The following is a 17,932-nucleotide window of genomic DNA, read 5'->3' on the forward strand; positions in this document are numbered from 1 at the left end:
AGTACGGCGTCGGCGCCCACGGGTGGTACAGCCGCGGCCAGAAGTTGGTGAGGTCCCACAGCACCCCCACGCCGCGGCGCGACTCCCGGTTCCCCGACGCCGAGAACACGAAGTACAGGACCGACGCCGCGGGCACGAACAGCGCGAGCACCACCGCGCCCATCGTGAAGGCGGTCGCGGGCACGGACGGGTGATCGATCCCCGCCGTGCCAGGGAGGTCGGTGTCGAGCCTCGCCCACGCGAGCAGGTCCACGCCGCCCTGGTCCACGAGCCACACCAGCGCCCCGACCGCAGCAATGCCCACCGCCGCGATGGCCAGCGCGCCCCGCCTGCCGCGGCACACGCGCACCACCAGATAGGCCACGAACAGCCAGCCCACCGCGCCCAGCACCATCCGCGGCTCGGTGAGAACGCTCGCCAGCCGCTCCGCCCAGGTCGCTCCCTCGAAGGCCAGGCGGAGGAGCTCGGCGAGCACCAGCACCAGCGCCGCGATGAGCAGCCCTGTCCCGGCGCGGCGCAGATCGCCGGTGGCGCCGTTCACGGCGGCACGCAGACGGCGAGCGGCGTCCACCCCATGCTCGCCAGCGGGCGCGAGCGGCCGGACCTCGCCCGCGATGCGCGCGGCCACCCACAGGGCGGCACAGGTCAGCACCACCGCGGAGTAGTCGATGAAACGGAACATGATCGCGGGCTCGGGGTCCTCGAGGAAGGCCTGCGGGCTCCCCTCGGAGGCCAGTCCGAGCAAACCATAGGACAGCGCACCGAACGCCGAGTACGACATGAAGAAGCCCAGCGCCGCGAAAGCCACCGAGTGCCCCGCCGATTCCCGCACGGGCATGCGCCGCTCCGCGAGCAGCGCCACGGCCAGCAGCACCGCAGCCGTGCCCGCGATCGTGAAGTGAGCGACGGTGAGCGCCTCGGGCCGCACGGTCAGCGCGCCGTCGGGATCGCCGTGGGACTGGACGGGGAACACGCCGGCGCCGTCGAGCGCCAGGCCCGCTCCCACCATCACCAGCGCGGCGACGCCCGCGACGACGGCACGCCTGCCCTCGGGCGGCTCGACGTCCGGCCCCGACGTCCGCGTCTGGAGCGCCGCCGCCGTGCCGAGCGCGAGACCGACCATGGCGACAAGGATCCCGATCCCGGCCACGGGACCCAGCGGATCCGCCCCGGCGACGATCCCGCCCAGCAGCGCGACCGTGCTCAGCCCGATGCCCAGGTGCCCCGCGCTGAGGCCGTGCAGCGAGTGCGCCCTCCCGAACACGTCCTCGTGATCCTCGTGATCATCGGGGGCGCCGCCCACCTTCGACAACAGGTGCAGCCCCAGCGGCACGAGGGCCGCCAGCCCGACCGAGGTGACGGCGGCGAGAGTGGCGACCGGCGCATCGGCCGTCACCAGGCCCAGCACCGTCGCCGCCGCCTGCACCGCGATCGCGGATGCCAAGACGGTCGCCGCAACGGTCACGAGGCGCATCGCGACGCGACGCACCTGGTAGGCGCTCCCGCGCTGCGACGCACGCGAGGGTGAGGGCGTCATCCAGCCCGCGACGTTGATGAGCGCGAGCGGAGCGAGGAACAGCCACAGCGCGGTCACGCGGCTGCGGGAGGTGAGCCCTCCCCAGCTGAAGGCCTCCGCGATCCCGGCCTCCGCATCGGCCTGCCGTGCGCGGTAGAAGCCCGCGTTGGCGTCGCCCTCGACGCGCATGGGAAAGGCGCTGAGCAGGGCCTGCGGAGGCGTGCCCGACACCCCGTGCACGCGCACCTCGACCGTGCGTGGCGGGACGCGGACCTGGACCAGCTCCTCGACGGGCTCCATGGGCACGAAAGTACACGCGGGTGCCGACATGCCGTCGGGGAGCCGGCGCCGATGCGGCGAAGGGTCACCCTGCAAGGTTGCGCGGGGAGGGGCAGACTGAAGGCATGGCGGAGTTGCTGCTGTTTCACCACGCGCATGGCCTCACCGAGGGGCTGTGCGCGCTGGCGGATCGGCTGCGGGCGGATGGGCACGTGGTCCACTCGCCCGATGCCTATGCAGGCAGGACGTTCCGCAGCCTGGACGATGGGCTCGAGCACGCGGCCCGCATCGGCCACGACGCGATCCTCGAGGTCGCGGGCCGGGCGGCGCGGCTGCACCCCGGGGCCGACGTGGTCGTCGGGTTCGCGATGGGCGCGGGACCGGCGCAGTACCTGGCCCAGCATCTGCGGCGGGTGCGCGGGTGCGTGCTGATGGGCGGGGCGTCGCCGCCGGAGATGTACGGCTCGACGTGGCGGATGCACGTGCCGCTGCAGATCCACGTCGCCGATCCTGACGACTGGTGCCTGCCCGACGAGCTCCACGCCGTCGAGCGCGCCATCCCCCACGCCGAGGTCTACCGCTACCGCAACAAGCGGCACATGTTCGTGGACCCGGCGGTGCACGACTACGACGCCGATGCGGCCGATCAGTTCGAGGAGCGGCTCGACGATTGGCTGGCTCGGCTCGATGCGGGGCGCGCGGCGCCGGCTCGGGCGGCTATGTAGTCCTCGTCACGCGGCGGGCCTCGTCAGCCGTAGGACTCGCAGGCCCATCCGTCGCCGTCCCGGTCGAGGCGGTGGTAGTCGGTGCCGGTGATCTGCACCACCTGCTGGATGTCGCTGCAGTTCAGGTCGGGGCCGGGCTGGTTCCACGGTTCCGTCGCGGCGTCGGCGGTCGTCGAGCCGTCCGCCTCGGACTCCTCGGCTACCGCATCCTGCTGGGCTTCCGCGTCCTGCTCGGCTGCACCTGTCGCGCACACGTGCTCGGTGTTCTTCGAGATCGCGCGGTAGCGGTCCTGCTGGGGGTGGCGGTCGTAGCCGTCAAGGCTGTCGTACCGCGCGTTCGCGAGCCCGGCCTTGAGCACCGCGGTGCCCAGGTCCGTGCCGCCCACCGTGATGTATCGCAGCAGGCGGTCGTACTTGTCGACGTCGTCGACGCTGGCGGGGTTGACGAGCTCGACCTGCTTGTCCAGCACGAGGTCCGCGACGAACGCCTTCGCTTCGCCGAAGCCGCACTCCCCGGTCTCGGGGGTGTCGTACCCGATCAGCCGGATCTTGCCGCCGTCGGAGGTGTAGACAGTGTCGCCGTCGACCACATGGGTGACGGTCACAGTCGCGGCGGGCTTCGCACCGCTGGTCGAGCCAGCCTGGGAGGCGCGGGCGTCGCCGTCGCCGGAGCTCTCGCTGGGCGCTTCGACATCCGTCTCGCTCTCGCCTGGCTCGCTGGGCGCCGATGCGGTTGCGGCGGGCTCCGACGGTTCCGTGTCGCTCGAGGAAGGATTGCTCCCGGGCGTGGGCTCGCCTGAGGGCTGGGCCGTGGGCTCGTCTGAGTGCTGGGCTGCGGCGGTGTCGGCGCCGGCCAGGTCCAGCGACGCCGCGTCGCCTCCCGACGGCACTGCGCACCCGGCGGCGACGATCGCGGTCGCCACGACCAGTGCTCCGGCCGCGATCGACCTCGGCATGCGGCCCCTCATCGCGTCACCTTGCCCCTCAGCTCGTTCGCGGTTGGGGACGACGCTACCGAGTCTGAGAATGACGGCGCGAGCGGGAGTGACGAAGTCCTCGCTGGCGGGGTCGAGCGCGAACTACAGCGCTTCGGTGACGTCGGCGACTGCGGCGTCCAGCGCCTCGACCAGCTGCGCCGTGTCGACCGTGACCGCGACGCCGTGAGCGCCGCCGCCGATCGAGACAGGGCCCTCGCGAGACACGATGAGCCGGTCGGCGATGACGGGCCAGGGCTTGCCAGAAGGGCCCGGAAGCGAGCCGAAGGGGGTGATGGTCCCGCGCTCGTACCCCGTGACGTCCTTGGCGACGTCCTTGTCCGGCATCGACAGCCGGCTCACACCGAGGTGCTCCCGGAGCTTAGGCCACGAGATCTGCCGATCGCCGGGCACGAGCACGAACAGATAGTCACCCTCGGCTCGCCTCACCACCAGAGTCTTGAGGATCTGCCGGGGGTCGAGGCCCCGCGCCTCGGCGGCCTCCTCGAGCGACCGCACGGGACCGTGCGCCGTCACGTGGTGGTCGATGCCGGTCTCGGCGATCGCACGAATGGCGGGGGTATCGGGCGCGCGAGAATCGGGCGCGCGGGCGTCGGGAGCGGAGCTGCCGTGATCGGGGCCGCCGGGAGCAGGGTTATCCGACGCCGCGGAGTCAGTGGTCATGCCTACTCAACCCGCAACACCGCGCATCGCTTCCCGCTCTCGGCGCCGAGCCTCCGTCACCCGACCGGTCGGAGCGCATCCGGCGCGCCGGGCAACAGGCCCATCTGCACGGCCGTGGACTCTCCGCCCACGAGCACACCGCCGAAGTCGAGCTGGATGAGCGGCGCGACGTCGGTGGTGAACCACCCGGCGAATGCATCGGTCATGGTGGTGATCATGCCGGTCGCGACGAACATGTACGCCGCGATCAGCAGAGCGATGATCATCGCGCCACGCACGAGCGTGGACCACGCGAGGATGCCGACACGGGTCTGCGCGGCGTGCTGCGCGCGCAGTTCCGCATCGGTCTTGACAGGGCGCGCGGCGACCGCGGGCACGGGGACGCGAATGCGGTCCCGTACCGCTGGCCTGAGCGTCACCACTGAGGGATGGGCGACTGTCACGTTTCCTCCAGAGGGGCTGGTATCGGCGTGCCATCTACTTCCTTAACCGCCGCCCAGCTCGGCATCCCGCGCGGCGAGAAGCCGAACCGTTATGTACGGTTTGCGAAGTTGTCATCTGGCGGCCAGGACCCCTCGGGCGTCGCACGTGCGTCCCACGATCCGGGGTGCGGCCGCGGCCTCCGCGGCCGCGTCCGGACACGCGCGCGGCGCGTGCGAAGGGCCTACAACTCGGCTGGCGACGGTGGCGCTGACGACCGCGCGAGCTAGATTGGCGCCATGACCGACCCTGTCCTGGTCGCCGCTGACGGCGAGCCGCTGCTCCCCGCGAACTACGACGTCATGTGGACGATCATGATGGTCGCCTTCGCGGCAGGCATTGTCGTCACGCTCGTCGCGCTCGTGAAGGCCTACTTGCGCATGCGGGAGCGCGAGCGCGAGGAGAAGCGCCGCCGCGGTGACGACTCGGGCAACGGCGACTCAGGCGGCGCGGACATCCCTCCCGGCCGCTGACCCGGCACGGGGCCCAGCGTCAGACCGCAGCACCCGGCACCCCTTGCGCGGCCCGACGCAAGCGAGGAGCATGGATCGAGGTCCCCACCGCGCGCGCCAGCGCCCAGTTCCAGGGGGAACCATGACCGCCATAGCCGAGGCAGCCGAGCGCTTCCTCTCGCACTCACGCATCGCCGTCACCGGCGTGTCCCGCAATCCGGCCGGCCACGGCTCGAACTCGGTCTTCCAACGGCTGGGTGAGCGCGGCTACGACGCCGTGCCCATCAATCCGAACGCCGACGAGATCGGCGGCGTCACCGCCTACCCCGACCTGAAGTCAGTGCCGGGCGTGGTCGAGGCCGTCGTGATCGGCACCGCGCCGGATCGCGCGCTCGCCACCGTCAAGGAGGCGGTCGAACTCGGGATCGGCGAGGTGTGGATGCACCGCGCCTTCGATGACGGCAGCGTCGACGATGAGGCCGTCGCCTACGGCCGCGAGCACGGGGTCACCGTCATCGACGGCGGGTGCCCGCTCATGTTCGGACCCACCGCAGACGGCTTCCACAAGCTCTTCATGTGCCCGTTCCTCAAGATGTCAGGCAAGGTGCCTCGGGAGGTCTAGAGGTAGGCGCCGTCCGCGTCGTCCGCGCCCCCGGGTCGGGAGAACCGGTCGCGGCCGATCGCGCGCAGCGTCGCGACCATCCACTCGCAGATCATCTCGTCGAAGTCGCCCTGCACACCGGAGAACGCGACGATCAGCCCGTCGCGGATGATCGCTCCCGGGTACTTGATGTCGCCGGGCCGGTACAGGTGCGGGAAGTCCTGGCGCACGCGCGAACTATCCAGTCCGGTCCGGATCGTGACGGCGACCTTGCCCTCGACGTTGCGCAGGAACTCGGGGGCGGGCTCGCCCACGTGCGCCACGAACACGGGCGCCGCGGGGTCCGGCTCGGCAGGGTCGAGCACCATGATCGTGCCGCGCAGGCCGTTGGTCAGACCGGCGGCATGCGCCTTCTCGATCGCCGGCACCAGCACGTCCCACGCCTGCTCGCATGTCTCAGCGGTCACTCCCGGGAACACGGGTCCTCCTTGCAACTCCCTCACTGCTCCCCCGACTCCAGCTCCGCGAACTTCGCGGCCATGGTGGGGTTGCCTCGCGTGAGCTTCTTGATAGTGAGGTCGTCGGCCTTGTCGTTGGCCAGGCGCAGGTTGTTGGCCGACTTGTGGAGCGCCTGCTTGGTCTTCTCGAGGTCCTTGATGGCCTCGTCGATGCGCTTGACGGCCTCCTCGAAGCCGTCCGACGCCAGCCGCCAGTTGCGCCCGAACTTGTCCTTGAACTCGTCGAGCTCGGCTTCGAAGTTGGTGATGTCGATGTTCTGCGCGCGCACCAGCGCCAGCTCCTGCCTGTACTTCAGCGAGTTGAGAGCGGCGTTGCGCAGCAGCGTGATGATCGGGATGAAGAACTGGGGTCGCACCACGTACATCTTCGGGTAGCGGTGCGAGACGTCGACGATCCCGCCGTTGTAGAGGTCGTTCTCCGGCTCCAGCAGGGTCACGAGCACCGCGTACTCGCAGCCCTTCTCGTTGCGGTCCTTGTCGAGCTCCTTGAAGAAGTCCTCGTTCTTGTGCTTGGTCGCGGTGGTGTCGGCCTCGTTCTTCATCTCGAACATGATCGAGACGATCTCGGTGCCGTGCTCGTCCGCCTCGCGGAAGATGTAGTCGCCCTTGGACCCGCTCGAGGCGTCGTTGTCCTTCTCGAAGTACGCGTTCTGGAAGCCCATGGGGCGCATGCGGTTGAACTCGTACTCGCAGTGCTGCTCGAGAGACTCGCCGATCATCTTGGTCGACAGCCGGGCCTTCATGTCCTTGAGGCGCTCGATGGCATCGTCGCGATCCTTGATCTGAATCTCGCGCGACGCGATCTCGGCGGCGTGCTTCTCCTTCAGCGAGGACTCGGCGTGCGACTTCTCGAGCGCGGCCTTCTCGAGGTCGCTCTTCAACTGCTGGATCTCCGAGGCCTGAGCGGCCGCAGCCTTCTGGAGCTCGCTCGTGAGCTTCGCTTCGGCCAGCTCGGCGGCCGATGCGCTGGTCGCCTTCGCCTGCTCCACCTGGCTGGCGAGCGCGTCGCGCTCCTTCTCGACGGCCTGCAGCGCCTCGGCCACGGCGAGCTGGCGCGCGACCTCGCCGGCGTCGAGCTTGGCCTTCAGGTCCTGGATCTCGGACTCCTTGGCGGCAGCAGCCTTCTGCGCTTCGCTTGCCGCCTTCGCGACGGCCAGCTCAACCGCCGCCTCCTTGTCGGCGTCGGCGAGGTGCAGGCGCTTCTCGAGTTCGGCGTCGAACTCCCGGGTCCGGACCTGACTGACGATGTCGGCGTAGCCAGCCTCGTCAACCGTGAACGCCTTGCCGCAATGCGGGCAGGTGATCTCATGCATCGATGGGCCTCCTCGTTGCCTGCGAGTGTAGGTGCGCAGGCGCATCGGGGACGCGCACCACCTGCCGCAACCAGCGTTCCAGCTCCGATTCCAGTGTTCGCTCGAACTCGCGCTCGATCGGGTCCGGCGGTGCTCGCCAGTCATCGACCTCCGCGGGCACCGAGACCCACGGGTCCCCCGCAGCCATGGCGCAGTTGGCCGATGCGGCCTCAGCATCGAGCAGCACAGCTTCCTCCTCGCCGGGCACACCTGCCGGCGCGGAGCCAGGTTCAGGTTCGGGTTCGAGCGGCAAGGCATCGAACAGTCTTCGGCCCCCGGGCCGCCGCTTGCGGCGGGGGTCAACGCTCGCGGGCGGTGTGAACCACACCTCGGACGCGGTCGCCTCGATTCTCCACCCTTGGTTGTGGAGATCCTGGTGGCACCGAACACAGAGCAGGACCCCGTTGTCCAAGTCCGACCGCCCGCCTTGGGACCAGTGGACGATGTGATGGGCGTCGCACCACGACGGCGGCGCCCCACACATCGCGCAGCCTCCGTCGCGCTCGACCAGCGCGATCCGCTGGGGCTGCGTGAAGCTGCGCTTCGCGCGCCCCTGGTCCAGGACCTGGGACGGTCCGCCCATGACCTCCGGGATCACTCCGGCCCGTGCCGCCGCCCGGCGCAGCGCTCCGGCGTCCAGCCCGGTCGCGAATCCGTCCACGCCCGCCCCGGCAAGCCCCTCGCGCAGCTCCTCGACGTTGGTGCGCACCACCACCGTCACACCTGCACGCGGCAGCACGTCCACCTCGCAGCCGCCCACGTGGCGCGCGAAGTCGCCCATGGCATCGGCCCTCACCTGCTCGGGGGTGCGCTCATCCAGCACCACCGACTCCCCCGCCTTGGCGAGGTCCTGCATCCTCTTGCGCAGGCGAAAGTGCTGACCGACCATCGCGTCCATCGCCATCAGCAGCGGCGCACCGTTCTCGGGATCAAGGCGACCGTTGATGGTGATCATTCCGTCCGCAGCCTCGCCGATGCGCAGGAATCGACGCTCACGCCGCTCCCGCGCCAGCTCCTCGAGATGCTCCCGGTCCAGCCGCTCCTCGGTCCGCGTGATCAGAGCCGCGAGCTTGTTCAGCCGCAGGTACCGCGCCGACGACACCAGATCCTTCTCCGCCCACGCCACCGCCGCCGCGTCACAGCGCTTCGCGACCCGCTTGAGCATCCGCGTGATCATGGTCGAGGCCTCGACACTGAGATCCCCCGCGTTCACGGCGGCGGCCACGGCCGAGAACACCGGCCCCGTCTCTGCAGGCTCCTGGTCACGAGGGGGCTCATCACCGCCACTCGCGCGCTCGGCATCCCGCAACGTCTCGCCCAGCTCGATCAGGCGCCCCGCCTCAGCCTCCGAGCCACCGGTCTGACCCGACACGAGACCCCGCTCATCTCCCTTGCCCTTCCGGCGAGCGAGTCCCTGCTGCTTGATCTTCGTGCGCGACCGCGCAGCCTGCTCCGCCGCGACGACGGCCATCATCCGGTCCGCGTCCTTGCGCACCGCGCCCAGCGCGGTCCCCAGTGCCACCAGGTCATCATCCGCAAGGCCGCTCACGCCGGCGTGCGTCATCTCACGCCGCTCCGCCAGCGCGGCCCGCACGCGACCATCCCAATCGCCGCCAGCAGGCACGCCAGCGTCGCTCCCCGGGGGAGCGAGCAGAGCGGGTGCCTCGGTCATGGATCCATCACATCAGAGGGGTCTGACATCGGCGGCGACGAGGCACGGTTCTCCACAGGAGGAAGGCTCAGCCCACCTCACCGAACGGGTACCGCACCGCCGCGAAAGGCCACTCCCGCGCGAGCCAACCCGGCAGGAACTCCCGCACCGTCTCCCCCAAGCCAGCCGGCGCATCGGCCGCCACCCAGAAGCTGACGTCGGCGGCTGGGCCAGCCACCGCATCGGCGCCTTCAGGCGGATCGATGTACACGCACCCATAGAGCGCAGCTTCAGAAGCGGGCAGGATCGCGTAGTTGAAGGACTCGTGCGTCACCATCTCGCGCGCGTGGCGGTCGAGGTCCTCGCGGTCGGCCTCGGCGGTCATGGTCGCCGGCGGCCAGCCCCACGCGTCGCCGTACTTGGCCCACAGCATCGGCTGGTTGCCCATGACAGCCACCATGTCGATGTCGGTGTCGTCAGGGCTGATGGGGCGCAGATGGACGCCGTCCGCCAGCGGCACGTGGAGGGGATGAGCGAAGCTCTCCGGGAGCCAGTCGAGGGTCACGAGGCGAATCTAGCGCCGGCGCGCCACACGGTGCAGCGCAAGCACGCGTTGCAGCACGAGCACACGGCACAGGGCCGATGCGCGCAGGCGGCACTCACGTGACGGTGCCGCCGCTCACGGTGAAGTTCCTGCCCTTGAAGAAGATGCTGCGGTAGGGCGAGGTGTAGAAGCGCTGGCCGGTGTTGCCGGTCAGCGTCGAGTTTCGGATGGTGAGCGAGCCCGTGAGGTTGTTGGAGACGTAGAACACGGCGGGACCGCCCTCGGGAGCCTTGTTGCCGGTGATGGTCGACCTCGTGATGGTGACGTTCTGGTTGGTGCCATCGAAGTAGATGGCGCCGCCGTTGCCGCCGCGCCCGCTGGAGGCACCCTGGCCCGTGGCCACGTTGCCCGTGAACGTGGAGTCGGTGATGCTCATGGGGGCCTGAAGCGAGCTCACCGCTCCCCCGTTGGCGCACCTGTTGTCGGAGAAACGGGAGTCGGAGATGGTGACGCCTCCGCTCACGCCCGTCACGCGGATCGCGCCACCGCCGGCGTCGGAGTGGGCGGTCACGCAGCGGTTGGACGTGAACCACGCGTCCTCCACGGTGAGCGTGCCGCCGCGCATCGCGATGGCGCCGCCACCGCCGCCGCCCGGGAGCACGGCGACTCCGGCAGGAGAAATGGAGGCGTTGCCCTGGGTGAAGCCGATGTTGCGGAACGTGATGTGCGGCGTGGTCGAGTTCTGGCAGCTCGAGGACAGCCACCCGAACGACTCTTCACAGCTGTTGGCGTAGAAGATGCCGCGAGAGCCCCCGCCGCTCAAGGTGATGAGCCCTCCGCCGTCGAGCGTCATCGAGGCAACGCGGGTTCCCCCTTGCCAGAAGTGTTCACAGGTATCGGTGTTGCACGTCATCAGCGTCTGATTGAGCCGGATGGTGAGGGCGCGTGGGCCGCAGTCGAAGGACACGTTCCCTCCACCGAGCACCGCGCGGGCCACGGCCGCCGAGGTGCACGACGCGGGGGTGCCGTTGCCCACCACCACATTCGAGCCGTTGCGCTTCACGACTCCGGCCCCGGTGCCGCCGGTCCGGTGCTCGAACCGGTACATGAAGGCCGCCATTGCATCCCGCGCGATGTTCCACTGCGGCCGGTACGTGTTGTTGGACGACCAGCCTCGCGAGATCCCCGTCTGAGCGAGCCAGGTCATCTCCTTGTAGAACTTCGAGGTGGGAGAGATGTCCGCGAACGGGGACCAGCGCGGCGCCGTGTAGGAGGGTTTGCCGGCGAGGCGGTACAGGAAGGCCGCCATCGCGTCGCGCTTGACCGGCTCGAAGGGTCGGTAGGTGCCGTCTGCGTATCCGGTGCTGATGCCCCTCTTCGCCAACCAGGTGATCTCTTTGTAGAACTTGGTGCGCGGCGTCACGTCGCGGAAGGGGGACTTCGCGGGCGCGGTGAACGCCGGCTCACCGGCCAGGCGATACATGAATGCCGCCATCGCGTCACGCGTGATGGGCAGGTGCGGCCGGAACGTCCCGTCCGAGTAGCCGGTGGAGATGCCCTGGCCCGCCAGCCACTCGATCTCCTTGGCGAACGGCGCGCCCTGGGGGACGTCCGAGAACGAGGGTGCTGCCGCGGCGCTCGAGGCGCTGACCAGCCCGCCGAGCATGAGAGCGAGAGCCGTGAAGGCGGATGCGGCAGCGCGGCGCCAGGTCATGACTGAACCCCCGAACGAGTGACGAATCGGACTTACCGTATCGGCTCGACGCCCGTTTCGACAGGACCTTGCGCGAGTCGCTCGCTCCGTTCGCACCGCGAATGACGCGCGGCGCCGGGCGGGGCGCCCTACACGACGGCCGGCACCTCGCCATCCCGCGCCTGAACCGCGTGCGGCGTCCGCGGCGACTCCCGCAGCCGCGCGACCTGCCCGCCCCACGCGAGCGCCACCGCCACGGCACCGCCGGTGACGATCGCCTCGAGCAGACCCCACGCCGCATGCTGCGGCAGGAGGGCCTGTGCGACGGAGACCGCCGCTCCCCCAGCGGCTTCCGCGGTGGCCAGGGTGAGGGCCGATGCGGTCACGCTCACCCACGCACCTGCCGCGGCCGCCACGGCGGCCACACCGGGCGATACGTCAGGCGGCACGTCAGGAGAGCCGCGCAGGCGCCCCACGACCAGCACGACGCCGCGATAGACCCCGTACCCCACCAGCACACCCACGACGCCCATCACCAGCACGTTCACGCCCAGCGCGGCCATCCCGCCATCACCCAGCAGCACGGCCTCAAGAACCAGGACGCCCGCCATGGTGAGCACCGCGAGCGCCGGCCCCACGGCCACCGCCAGCAGCGTGCCTCCGATGAGGTGCGCGGTATGGCCTCCATACAGGGGCACGTCGGCCATGTGGGCCACCGCAACCGCGCCCGCGCCGGCCGCGGCAAGACCCCAGCGCGGCGCCCGGCCTCGCACGGCACCACGCCGCACCGCCACCGCGGACCACGCCACCGCGCCCACCGACGCCGCGCCGGCCACCGCCAGAACACCAGGGTCCAGAACCCCATCAGGAATGTGCATGATCGTCTCCCTTGACCATCAGCTCAGCACCGCCGCCGGCGCCGAGTACGTACACGCATTCACCGCGCCCAGCTCGTGCGCGGTCGATCTCTTGAGATCCGCCAGATCCAGCGGCGAGAGCCGGTCGCACACCCAGTCCCAGTGCAGCGACACCACGTCCCCCACGGCCAAGCCGTCGACCAGCGCGTGCCCATCACGCCGCACGCGCACGCTCTCCAACACCGCAGCCCCGAGCCCCAGCCGGCGCCCGTTCCACGTCAGCGGCCGGCTCGCCACGGTGGCGGAATCACCGGTCACAGCAGTCACCTGCCCCCACCGGATCCGGCACCGGTCCAGCACCTCGAGCGGCTCACGCCCGTACCCACCGCGCAGCAGCCCTACCCACGGGTAGACCGCAAAAACATGGAAGCTGTGGTGCGGCGTCGCGCCCACGCGCGCGGCCTCCACCAGCCGCTCGAACTCCTCGCGCGACAAGCGCGGCCTGAAGCGCGTCTCGAGCGAGTCGACGAAAACGGCACCACCGCATCGGCCCAAAGGAGGCCCTCCCAGCCAATACGTCCGCACGACGAGCGGGTCCAGCGGCGCGCGCCCCAGGCACTCCGAGATGAGTTCGAGGTACGGCCACGCGCCCTCGAAGCCCTGCGCGACGTGCTCCAACTCTTGTCCGGAGGCGCCCTCGCTGACGCGCTCGAGCAGCTCGGACGCGCGGTCGGGACCGCAGTAGCCGCGCTCGTTCGGCGGCAGGGCGTAGCGCCCGAACAGCACGGCGCCGTCCGCCTCGACCGGCGCGGGATCGGCGGTGGGCCGGGTGGCGGTTGCGTCCGGCCGATGCGGGGTGACAGTCATGTCGCACCTCGCCTTCCGTACGCGCCCGGCAGGCGCGGGGCGAGCCAGATCATGACGCCCGCCGCGGCGATGAGCGCCAGCCAGGGGGCCGATGCGCCGACGGCCGCGCCGTCGAACGCGCCGGCCAAGGCGGCGGTCACGATCGCGCCGAGCACCAGCACCGCTGTGACGTCCACCGCGGGCGCCCGCCACAGCGCCTGGTGCCAGGTGAGGACGTAGCCCGCGAGCAGCACCCCGGTGAGCAGCACCCACCCCCACTGCACCGCGGTGGTCGGCCAGATCGCGCCCAGCGTCCCGGTCGCCGCGGACCACAGAAGCAGCGCGAGAGTCCCGCCCGCCATGCGCCAGATCGACACCGTCCAGGGAGTCACGTCGCGCAGGAGCCGCTTGGCGACCACCACCTCGACCGCCCACAGCAGAGTCGCGCCGGCGATGAGCGCCGTGCCCACGTCCGCGGCCAGCGCCACGTTGCCCGCGAGCCCGAACTGCGCCACCACGATCAGCGCGACCGCGCCCACGTGCCACCACGTGAGCTTCTCCTTGAGCGCGATCACGGCGATCACGGCCACCCAGACGATGAGCGTCTTGTGCAGGAACGCCGCCTGCACGGACGCCGTCGACGCCAGCCCCTCGAAGAACAGCACGAACGGCACCGCGCCTCCCAGGATGGCCACGTATGCCAACCCGACCCACTGCCCGGGGCGAGACGGGCGGGTCACCGCCACCGCATCGGCGCTGCCCACCGCCCGCGCGAGCACGAACGCCAGCGCGATCACCACCGCCGCCATCGTGTTCTTGGCGGTCGTGTACGCGGAGGCGGACCCATACGCGGCCACGCCGTTGGAGTTGACCCAGATCGCGACGCCCGAGATCAGCGCGGTCACGCCCGCGAGCGCGAGGCCCCGGTTGCGCGTGCTCATGTCGACGCCTCCTTCCCGCGGATCTTGAGCGCGTCCACGGCCTGCGACTCCGTGAGCCGCTCGAGGGCGAAGCCCGCATGGACCACGACCCAGTCGCCGGGCTCGATGTCGTCATCGGCGACGGTCATCTCGAGCACCTCCTGGCGCACGCCGTCGTGCTCGACGATGGCTCTGCCGTCGCGGTGGACCTCGATCACCTGGGCGATGGTTCCGAGACACATGACTCCTCCTTGATGCCTTCTTGGGCGAGCACGTCGGCCACGGCGGCGACGGCAGCGTCAATGTGTTCGCGTACGGGCACGGACAGGTGCCCGTACGCGAAGGTGCCGGCCTCAACGCCCACGATCGCGACGCGCTCGGGCAGGGTGTCGAGCGCGCGCGACAGCTCGACCGCGCCCGCGAGCCCGAAGGCGTGGCTCCCGCCGCGGCCGGATGCGGTGAAGGCGTGCGTCGGCAGCGGCGGCGCCTTGGCGCCAGCCTCCATCACGCGCACTGTCCCGGGGTTGCGTCCGGACATCACGGCGTCGACCACCACGGCGGCACGCTTGCCCTCCCAGGTGTGCACCAGCGCGGTCGGGTCCTCGCGCGTGGTGACGGTCACCATGCCCCCAAAGGCCGCGCGGATGCGGTCCGCGACCACCTCGCCGATGGCGTCGTCTCCCCTGTCGGGCGATCCCAGCCCGATCACGATCACGTCCCGGGCGCTCATGACCGCTCCACCCTCAGGTCCAGGAAGTGGGTCGCGCAGGAGATGCAGGGGTCGTAGTTGCGGATGGCCTCCTCGCAGCGGTGCGTGAGGGTGTGGTCGTCGAGGTCGACCCACTGCTGTGCGGCGGTGCGGAGGTCGTGCTCGATGCTGGCCTGGTTCTGGCTGGTGGGCGGCACGATCTGCGCGTCCTCGATGATGCCGTCGGCGTCGATCCGGTAGCGGTGCCAGATGGTGCCGCGTGGAGCCTCGGACGCGCCCACGCCCTCCCCCGCCCGAGGCTCCACGGGCACCGACGGCGGGTGGCCGTCCGTCCAGCCGTCGATGATGCGCAGCGCCTCCTCGAACGCATACGCGAGCTCGACGCACCGCACGATGATGGACTTGAACGGGTTGCGGCAGGTCTCGGCCAGCCCCGCGGCGAGCGCGGCCTCCTGACACCGAGAACTTAGCTGGTCAAAGCTGTTGGAATACCGGGCGAGCGGACCGACGAAGTACATGCCGCCGTCGAAGGTCGCGTGCAGCGCGTTGGAGTGCTCGACGTGAAACTCTTTAATGTGTGAAGCAATCTCCGCCACCGGGAAACGCGTGCCGTTCGACGCCACCACCTCGGTCCCGCGCTCAAGCGGATACCACTGCGGGTGGCGCAGGGACACGTAGGTGTACGTCTGCTCCATGTCGGGGAAGTCGAAGCCGGCGACCAGTTCGACGGCGGCGAGCGCGTCCTCGAGCCCGCGCTCCAGGTCCGGGCGCAACCCCTGCAGCTCCGCGACGGTGGGCATCCGGTAGAAGCCGCCCACCTTGACGTTCACGGGGTGGATCGCACGGCCTCCCACCACTTCCATCAGGTCGTTGCCGGCCTTCTTGAGCCGCAGCGCCATCTTCACCACGTCGCCGTGCGTCTTGGCCATCTCGATGACGGACTCGTACCCAAGGAAGTCGGGCGCGTGCAGCATGAAGATGTGCAGCGCGTGAGACTCGATCCACTCGCCGCAGTACAGCAGGCGGCGCATGTCCTGGATCGCGTCCGTGGTGGTGACGCCGCAGATGGTCTCCATCGCCTCCGTGGACGCCGACTGGTACGCCACCGGGCAGATGCCGCAGATCCGCGCGGTGATGTCCGGAGGCTCCGTGTACTTGCGGCCGCGCAGGAAGCCCTCGTAGAAGCGCGGGGGCTCGAAGATGTTGAGCTTGACGTCGACCACCTGGCGATCGCGGATCTCGATGTGCATGCCGCCCTCGCCCTCGACGCGCGCGAGCATGCCGACGTTGAGAACCTGTCCGCCGTCCTTCAGCTGATGCGTCATGACGCGCCTCCCGTCTCGACGGCGTTGCTCGCGGCCTCGAACTCGGGCGCCCCCGCGTTGAAGGTGCGATAGACGCGGACGATGTCCGCATCGGCCATGCCCAGTTCCGTCAGCTGCTGGGTGAGGGAGTCCGTGTTGGCGCTGTCCTGCGGGCCGAAGCAGCCGTAGCACCCGCGCCCATACGACGGACACAGCGCCCCGCAGCCGGCCTGCGTCACGGGTCCCAAACAAGGAGTTCCGGTCGCGATCGGAACACAGAGATTGCCCTTGAGCTTGCACTCCACGCACACCGAATACGACGGAATGCGCGGCTTGCGGCCGTTGAGGAACGCCGCGAGCACCTCGATGAGCTGCTTCTTGTCCACGGGGCAGCCGCGCAGCTCGTAGTCGACGTCCACGTGGCTCGCGATGGGCGTGCTCGTGTCCAGCGTCGACAGATACTCGGGGTGCGCGTAGACGATGGACCGGAACTCGTCGACGTCCGCAAAGTTGCGCAGCGCCTGGATGCCGCCGGCGGTGGCGCACGCGCCGATGGTCACCAGCGTCCCGGACTGCGCGCGGATCTCGTGGATGCGCTCCACGTCCTCGGGCGTGGTGATGGAGCCCTCGACCAGGCTCAGCTCGTAAGGGCCCTCAACCACGGCGCGGGTGGCCTCGGGGAAGTACGCGATGTGGACGTTCTCCGCGATGGACAGCAGCTCGTCCTCGCAGTTGAGGATGGAGAGCTGGCACCCGTCGCAGCTGGCGAACTTCCAGACGGCCAGCTTGGGGCGCGCCGATGCGGGGGCCGGGTTGGCGGTCGCGTGGTCGTGGGTGGCGGCGGTCATCTCACAGCTCCCTCACGCTCATGAGCGGCTCGAGCCGGTCGTAGCTCAGCACGGGGCCGTCGACGCAGATGAACAGCTCGCGCAGCTGGCAGTGCCCGCAGAGGCCTATCCCGCACTTCATGGACCGCTCCATCGACATGCGGATGTGGTTCGCGGCGACGCCGCGCGCGGTGAGCGCCTGGGCGGACGCGCGCATCATCGCCTCCGGCCCGCACACGAACGCCCACGCGCTGCGTGGGTCGAAGCCGGCGCGACCGATGAGCTCGGTCACGAAGCCCACGCGACCCTTGTAGCCGTAGGGGGCGTTGTCGACGGTCATCTGGACGTTGACGTCGTTGAGGTCGGCCCAGCGGCGCATCTCGTCGCCGTAGAGGATGTCGTCGGGGGTCCTCGAGCCGTAGAGCAGCAGGACCTTGCCGTAGGCGTCGCGCTCGGCCAGCACGTCCAGGATGGCCGGCCGCAGGGGGGCCAAGCCGATGCCGCCGGTAACGAAGACGACGTCCCCGCCCCGCGCATCGGCCGCATCCCAGGTGGTCCCAAAGGGGCCACGGACTCCAATCTCGGTGCCGGGCGCGGCATTCACCAGTGCGCGCGTGACGGCGCCGACGTTCCTGATGGTGTGTTCGAGAGGCTCGCCGGCGTCGGTGCCGCGCGGGTCGCCGGCGATGCTGATGGGCACCTCGCCCACGCCGAACGCGTGGAGCATCGTGAACTGGCCGGCGGCGAAGCGCAGCGGCTCGCCGTCGAGCGGCTCCAACAACAGGGTGAAGGTGTCGCGGGTGTCCTGGCGCACGCGGGTGATCGCGAAGCGGCGCGGCACCATCGGGGCCGGCGGCGGAGCGAGCGTGTCCGCAACTGACCCTGCCGCGACGGTCGCGCCGTGGCCGGGTATGGCTGGGTTGCGGATGTCGTCCATGACACGCCTCCACTTGCGACGCTATGCCGCTGAGGTAGAAGCGCCAGGGACCAAGGTCCGGGG

20 protein-coding genes are annotated in these 17,932 nt (G+C 70.3%); 3 read left to right on the forward strand and 17 right to left on the reverse strand.

The features are described 5' to 3' along the window. Window positions 1–1,816: hypothetical protein (locus tag QZ483_RS00005; RefSeq protein WP_297080751.1), on the reverse strand; the 1,816-nt coding region annotated here is incomplete at its 3' end. 104 nt (window positions 1,817–1,920) lie between these two features. On the opposite strand from QZ483_RS00005, the gene QZ483_RS00010 reads away from it, so the two are divergent. Continuing rightward, window positions 1,921–2,520, forward strand: coding sequence for a dienelactone hydrolase family protein (locus tag QZ483_RS00010; protein ID WP_297080752.1), 600 nt, complete (start codon window positions 1,921–1,923; stop codon window positions 2,518–2,520). 23 nt (window positions 2,521–2,543) lie between these two features. Here the strand turns inward: QZ483_RS00010 and QZ483_RS00015 are convergent, their stop codons facing one another. From QZ483_RS00015 to QZ483_RS00025, 3 genes are all read right to left on the reverse strand, one after another. Then, on the reverse strand, window positions 2,544–3,476 hold the full coding sequence (locus tag QZ483_RS00015) for a thermonuclease family protein (protein WP_297080754.1): 933 nt from the start codon (window positions 3,474–3,476) through the stop codon (window positions 2,544–2,546). A 123-nt stretch (window positions 3,477–3,599) separates the two neighbouring features. Beyond that, complete coding sequence (locus QZ483_RS00020; RefSeq protein WP_297080757.1) at window positions 3,600–4,178, reverse strand: aminoacyl-tRNA deacylase; 579 nt, start codon at window positions 4,176–4,178, stop codon at window positions 3,600–3,602. 56 nt (window positions 4,179–4,234) lie between these two features. Continuing rightward, complete coding sequence (locus QZ483_RS00025; RefSeq protein ID WP_297080758.1) at window positions 4,235–4,621, reverse strand: hypothetical protein; 387 nt, start codon at window positions 4,619–4,621, stop codon at window positions 4,235–4,237. Window positions 4,622–4,897: 276 nt separating this feature from the next. Between QZ483_RS00025 and QZ483_RS00030 the strand changes: the two genes are divergently transcribed. Then, a complete protein-coding gene (locus QZ483_RS00030) occupies window positions 4,898–5,131 on the forward strand; it encodes a hypothetical protein (protein ID WP_297080760.1) in 234 nt (77 codons plus the stop codon). A 121-nt stretch (window positions 5,132–5,252) separates the two neighbouring features. Beyond that, on the forward strand, window positions 5,253–5,732 hold the full coding sequence (locus tag QZ483_RS00035) for a CoA-binding protein (protein WP_297080763.1): 480 nt from the start codon (window positions 5,253–5,255) through the stop codon (window positions 5,730–5,732). On the opposite strand, the gene QZ483_RS00040 is transcribed toward QZ483_RS00035, so the two are convergent. From QZ483_RS00040 to QZ483_RS00100, 13 genes are all read right to left on the reverse strand, one after another. Then, window positions 5,729–6,190: a hypothetical protein gene (locus QZ483_RS00040; protein ID WP_297080764.1), complete on the reverse strand. Its 462-nt coding sequence runs from the start codon at window positions 6,188–6,190 to the stop codon at window positions 5,729–5,731. The genes QZ483_RS00035 and QZ483_RS00040 overlap by 4 nt on opposite strands. Window positions 6,191–6,210: 20 nt before the next feature. Then, a complete protein-coding gene (locus tag QZ483_RS00045; protein ID WP_297080766.1) occupies window positions 6,211–7,542 on the reverse strand; it encodes a DUF2130 domain-containing protein in 1,332 nt (443 codons plus the stop codon). Then, a complete protein-coding gene (locus tag QZ483_RS00050) occupies window positions 7,535–9,253 on the reverse strand; it encodes a DUF222 domain-containing protein (protein WP_297080768.1) in 1,719 nt (572 codons plus the stop codon). The genes QZ483_RS00045 and QZ483_RS00050 overlap by 8 nt, the downstream gene beginning before the upstream one ends. 67 nt (window positions 9,254–9,320) lie before the next feature. Beyond that, window positions 9,321–9,797, reverse strand: a complete 477-nt coding sequence (locus tag QZ483_RS00055; RefSeq protein ID WP_297080769.1) for a hypothetical protein — start codon at window positions 9,795–9,797, stop codon at window positions 9,321–9,323. Between the two features lie 94 nt (window positions 9,798–9,891). Then, window positions 9,892–11,490: an S-layer homology domain-containing protein gene (locus QZ483_RS00060; protein ID WP_297080771.1), complete on the reverse strand. Its 1,599-nt coding sequence runs from the start codon at window positions 11,488–11,490 to the stop codon at window positions 9,892–9,894. 128 nt (window positions 11,491–11,618) lie between these two features. Further along, window positions 11,619–12,347, reverse strand: a complete 729-nt coding sequence (locus QZ483_RS00065; RefSeq protein ID WP_297080772.1) for an energy-coupling factor ABC transporter permease — start codon at window positions 12,345–12,347, stop codon at window positions 11,619–11,621. A gap of 18 nt (window positions 12,348–12,365) precedes the next feature. After that, on the reverse strand, window positions 12,366–13,193 hold the full coding sequence (locus QZ483_RS00070; protein ID WP_297080774.1) for a DUF6390 family protein: 828 nt from the start codon (window positions 13,191–13,193) through the stop codon (window positions 12,366–12,368). Next, window positions 13,190–14,113 carry a DMT family transporter gene (locus QZ483_RS00075; RefSeq protein ID WP_297080776.1) on the reverse strand — a complete coding sequence of 308 codons (924 nt, stop codon included), beginning with the start codon at window positions 14,111–14,113 and terminating at the stop codon, window positions 13,190–13,192. Before QZ483_RS00075 ends, QZ483_RS00070 begins: the two co-directional genes overlap by 4 nt. Then, on the reverse strand, window positions 14,110–14,334 hold the full coding sequence (locus QZ483_RS00080) for a HypC/HybG/HupF family hydrogenase formation chaperone (RefSeq protein WP_297080778.1): 225 nt from the start codon (window positions 14,332–14,334) through the stop codon (window positions 14,110–14,112). The genes QZ483_RS00075 and QZ483_RS00080 overlap by 4 nt, the downstream gene beginning before the upstream one ends. Then, the gene (locus QZ483_RS00085; RefSeq protein WP_297080780.1) at window positions 14,307–14,822 is read right to left on the reverse strand and encodes a hydrogenase maturation protease; all 516 of its coding nucleotides are present in this window, start codon (window positions 14,820–14,822) and stop codon (window positions 14,307–14,309) included. Before QZ483_RS00085 ends, QZ483_RS00080 begins: the two co-directional genes overlap by 28 nt. Continuing rightward, window positions 14,819–16,126 carry a Ni/Fe hydrogenase subunit alpha gene (locus QZ483_RS00090; RefSeq protein WP_297080783.1) on the reverse strand — a complete coding sequence of 436 codons (1,308 nt, stop codon included), beginning with the start codon at window positions 16,124–16,126 and terminating at the stop codon, window positions 14,819–14,821. The genes QZ483_RS00085 and QZ483_RS00090 overlap by 4 nt, the downstream gene beginning before the upstream one ends. Next, window positions 16,123–16,953, reverse strand: a complete 831-nt coding sequence (locus tag QZ483_RS00095) for a hypothetical protein (protein WP_297080789.1) — start codon at window positions 16,951–16,953, stop codon at window positions 16,123–16,125. Before QZ483_RS00095 ends, QZ483_RS00090 begins: the two co-directional genes overlap by 4 nt. 1 nt (window position 16,954) lies before the next feature. After that, a complete protein-coding gene (locus tag QZ483_RS00100) occupies window positions 16,955–17,869 on the reverse strand; it encodes an FAD/NAD(P)-binding protein (RefSeq protein ID WP_297080793.1) in 915 nt (304 codons plus the stop codon). Between the last annotated feature and the right edge of the window lie 63 nt (window positions 17,870–17,932).

The sequence above is a fragment of the uncultured Demequina sp. genome (assembly GCF_913055775.1).
In the GTDB taxonomy this organism is placed as follows: Bacteria; Actinomycetota; Actinomycetes; order Actinomycetales; family Demequinaceae; genus Demequina.

Excerpts from the sequence above, each read along its gene's own strand:
- QZ483_RS00085 (WP_297080780.1), bottom strand. The coding sequence starts at position 14,822 with ATGAGCGCCCGGGACGTGATCGTGATCGGGCTGGGATCGCCCGACAGG.
- QZ483_RS00080 (WP_297080778.1), bottom strand. The coding sequence starts at position 14,334 with ATGTGTCTCGGAACCATCGCCCAGGTGATCGAGGTCCACCGCGACGGC.
- QZ483_RS00060 (WP_297080771.1), bottom strand. The coding sequence starts at position 11,490 with ATGACCTGGCGCCGCGCTGCCGCATCCGCCTTCACGGCTCTCGCTCTC.
- QZ483_RS00095 (WP_297080789.1), bottom strand. The coding sequence starts at position 16,953 with ATGACCGCCGCCACCCACGACCACGCGACCGCCAACCCGGCCCCCGCA.
- QZ483_RS00045 (WP_297080766.1), bottom strand. The coding sequence starts at position 7,542 with ATGCATGAGATCACCTGCCCGCATTGCGGCAAGGCGTTCACGGTTGAC.
- QZ483_RS00030 (WP_297080760.1), top strand. The coding sequence starts at position 4,898 with ATGACCGACCCTGTCCTGGTCGCCGCTGACGGCGAGCCGCTGCTCCCC.
- QZ483_RS00035 (WP_297080763.1), top strand. The coding sequence starts at position 5,253 with ATGACCGCCATAGCCGAGGCAGCCGAGCGCTTCCTCTCGCACTCACGC.
- QZ483_RS00015 (WP_297080754.1), bottom strand. The coding sequence starts at position 3,476 with ATGCCGAGGTCGATCGCGGCCGGAGCACTGGTCGTGGCGACCGCGATC.
- QZ483_RS00075 (WP_297080776.1), bottom strand. The coding sequence starts at position 14,113 with ATGAGCACGCGCAACCGGGGCCTCGCGCTCGCGGGCGTGACCGCGCTG.
- QZ483_RS00050 (WP_297080768.1), bottom strand. The coding sequence starts at position 9,253 with ATGACCGAGGCACCCGCTCTGCTCGCTCCCCCGGGGAGCGACGCTGGC.
- QZ483_RS00090 (WP_297080783.1), bottom strand. The coding sequence starts at position 16,126 with ATGACGCATCAGCTGAAGGACGGCGGACAGGTTCTCAACGTCGGCATG.
- QZ483_RS00100 (WP_297080793.1), bottom strand. The coding sequence starts at position 17,869 with ATGGACGACATCCGCAACCCAGCCATACCCGGCCACGGCGCGACCGTC.
- QZ483_RS00065 (WP_297080772.1), bottom strand. The coding sequence starts at position 12,347 with ATGCACATTCCTGATGGGGTTCTGGACCCTGGTGTTCTGGCGGTGGCC.
- QZ483_RS00020 (WP_297080757.1), bottom strand. The coding sequence starts at position 4,178 with ATGACCACTGACTCCGCGGCGTCGGATAACCCTGCTCCCGGCGGCCCC.
- QZ483_RS00070 (WP_297080774.1), bottom strand. The coding sequence starts at position 13,193 with ATGACTGTCACCCCGCATCGGCCGGACGCAACCGCCACCCGGCCCACC.
- QZ483_RS00010 (WP_297080752.1), top strand. The coding sequence starts at position 1,921 with ATGGCGGAGTTGCTGCTGTTTCACCACGCGCATGGCCTCACCGAGGGG.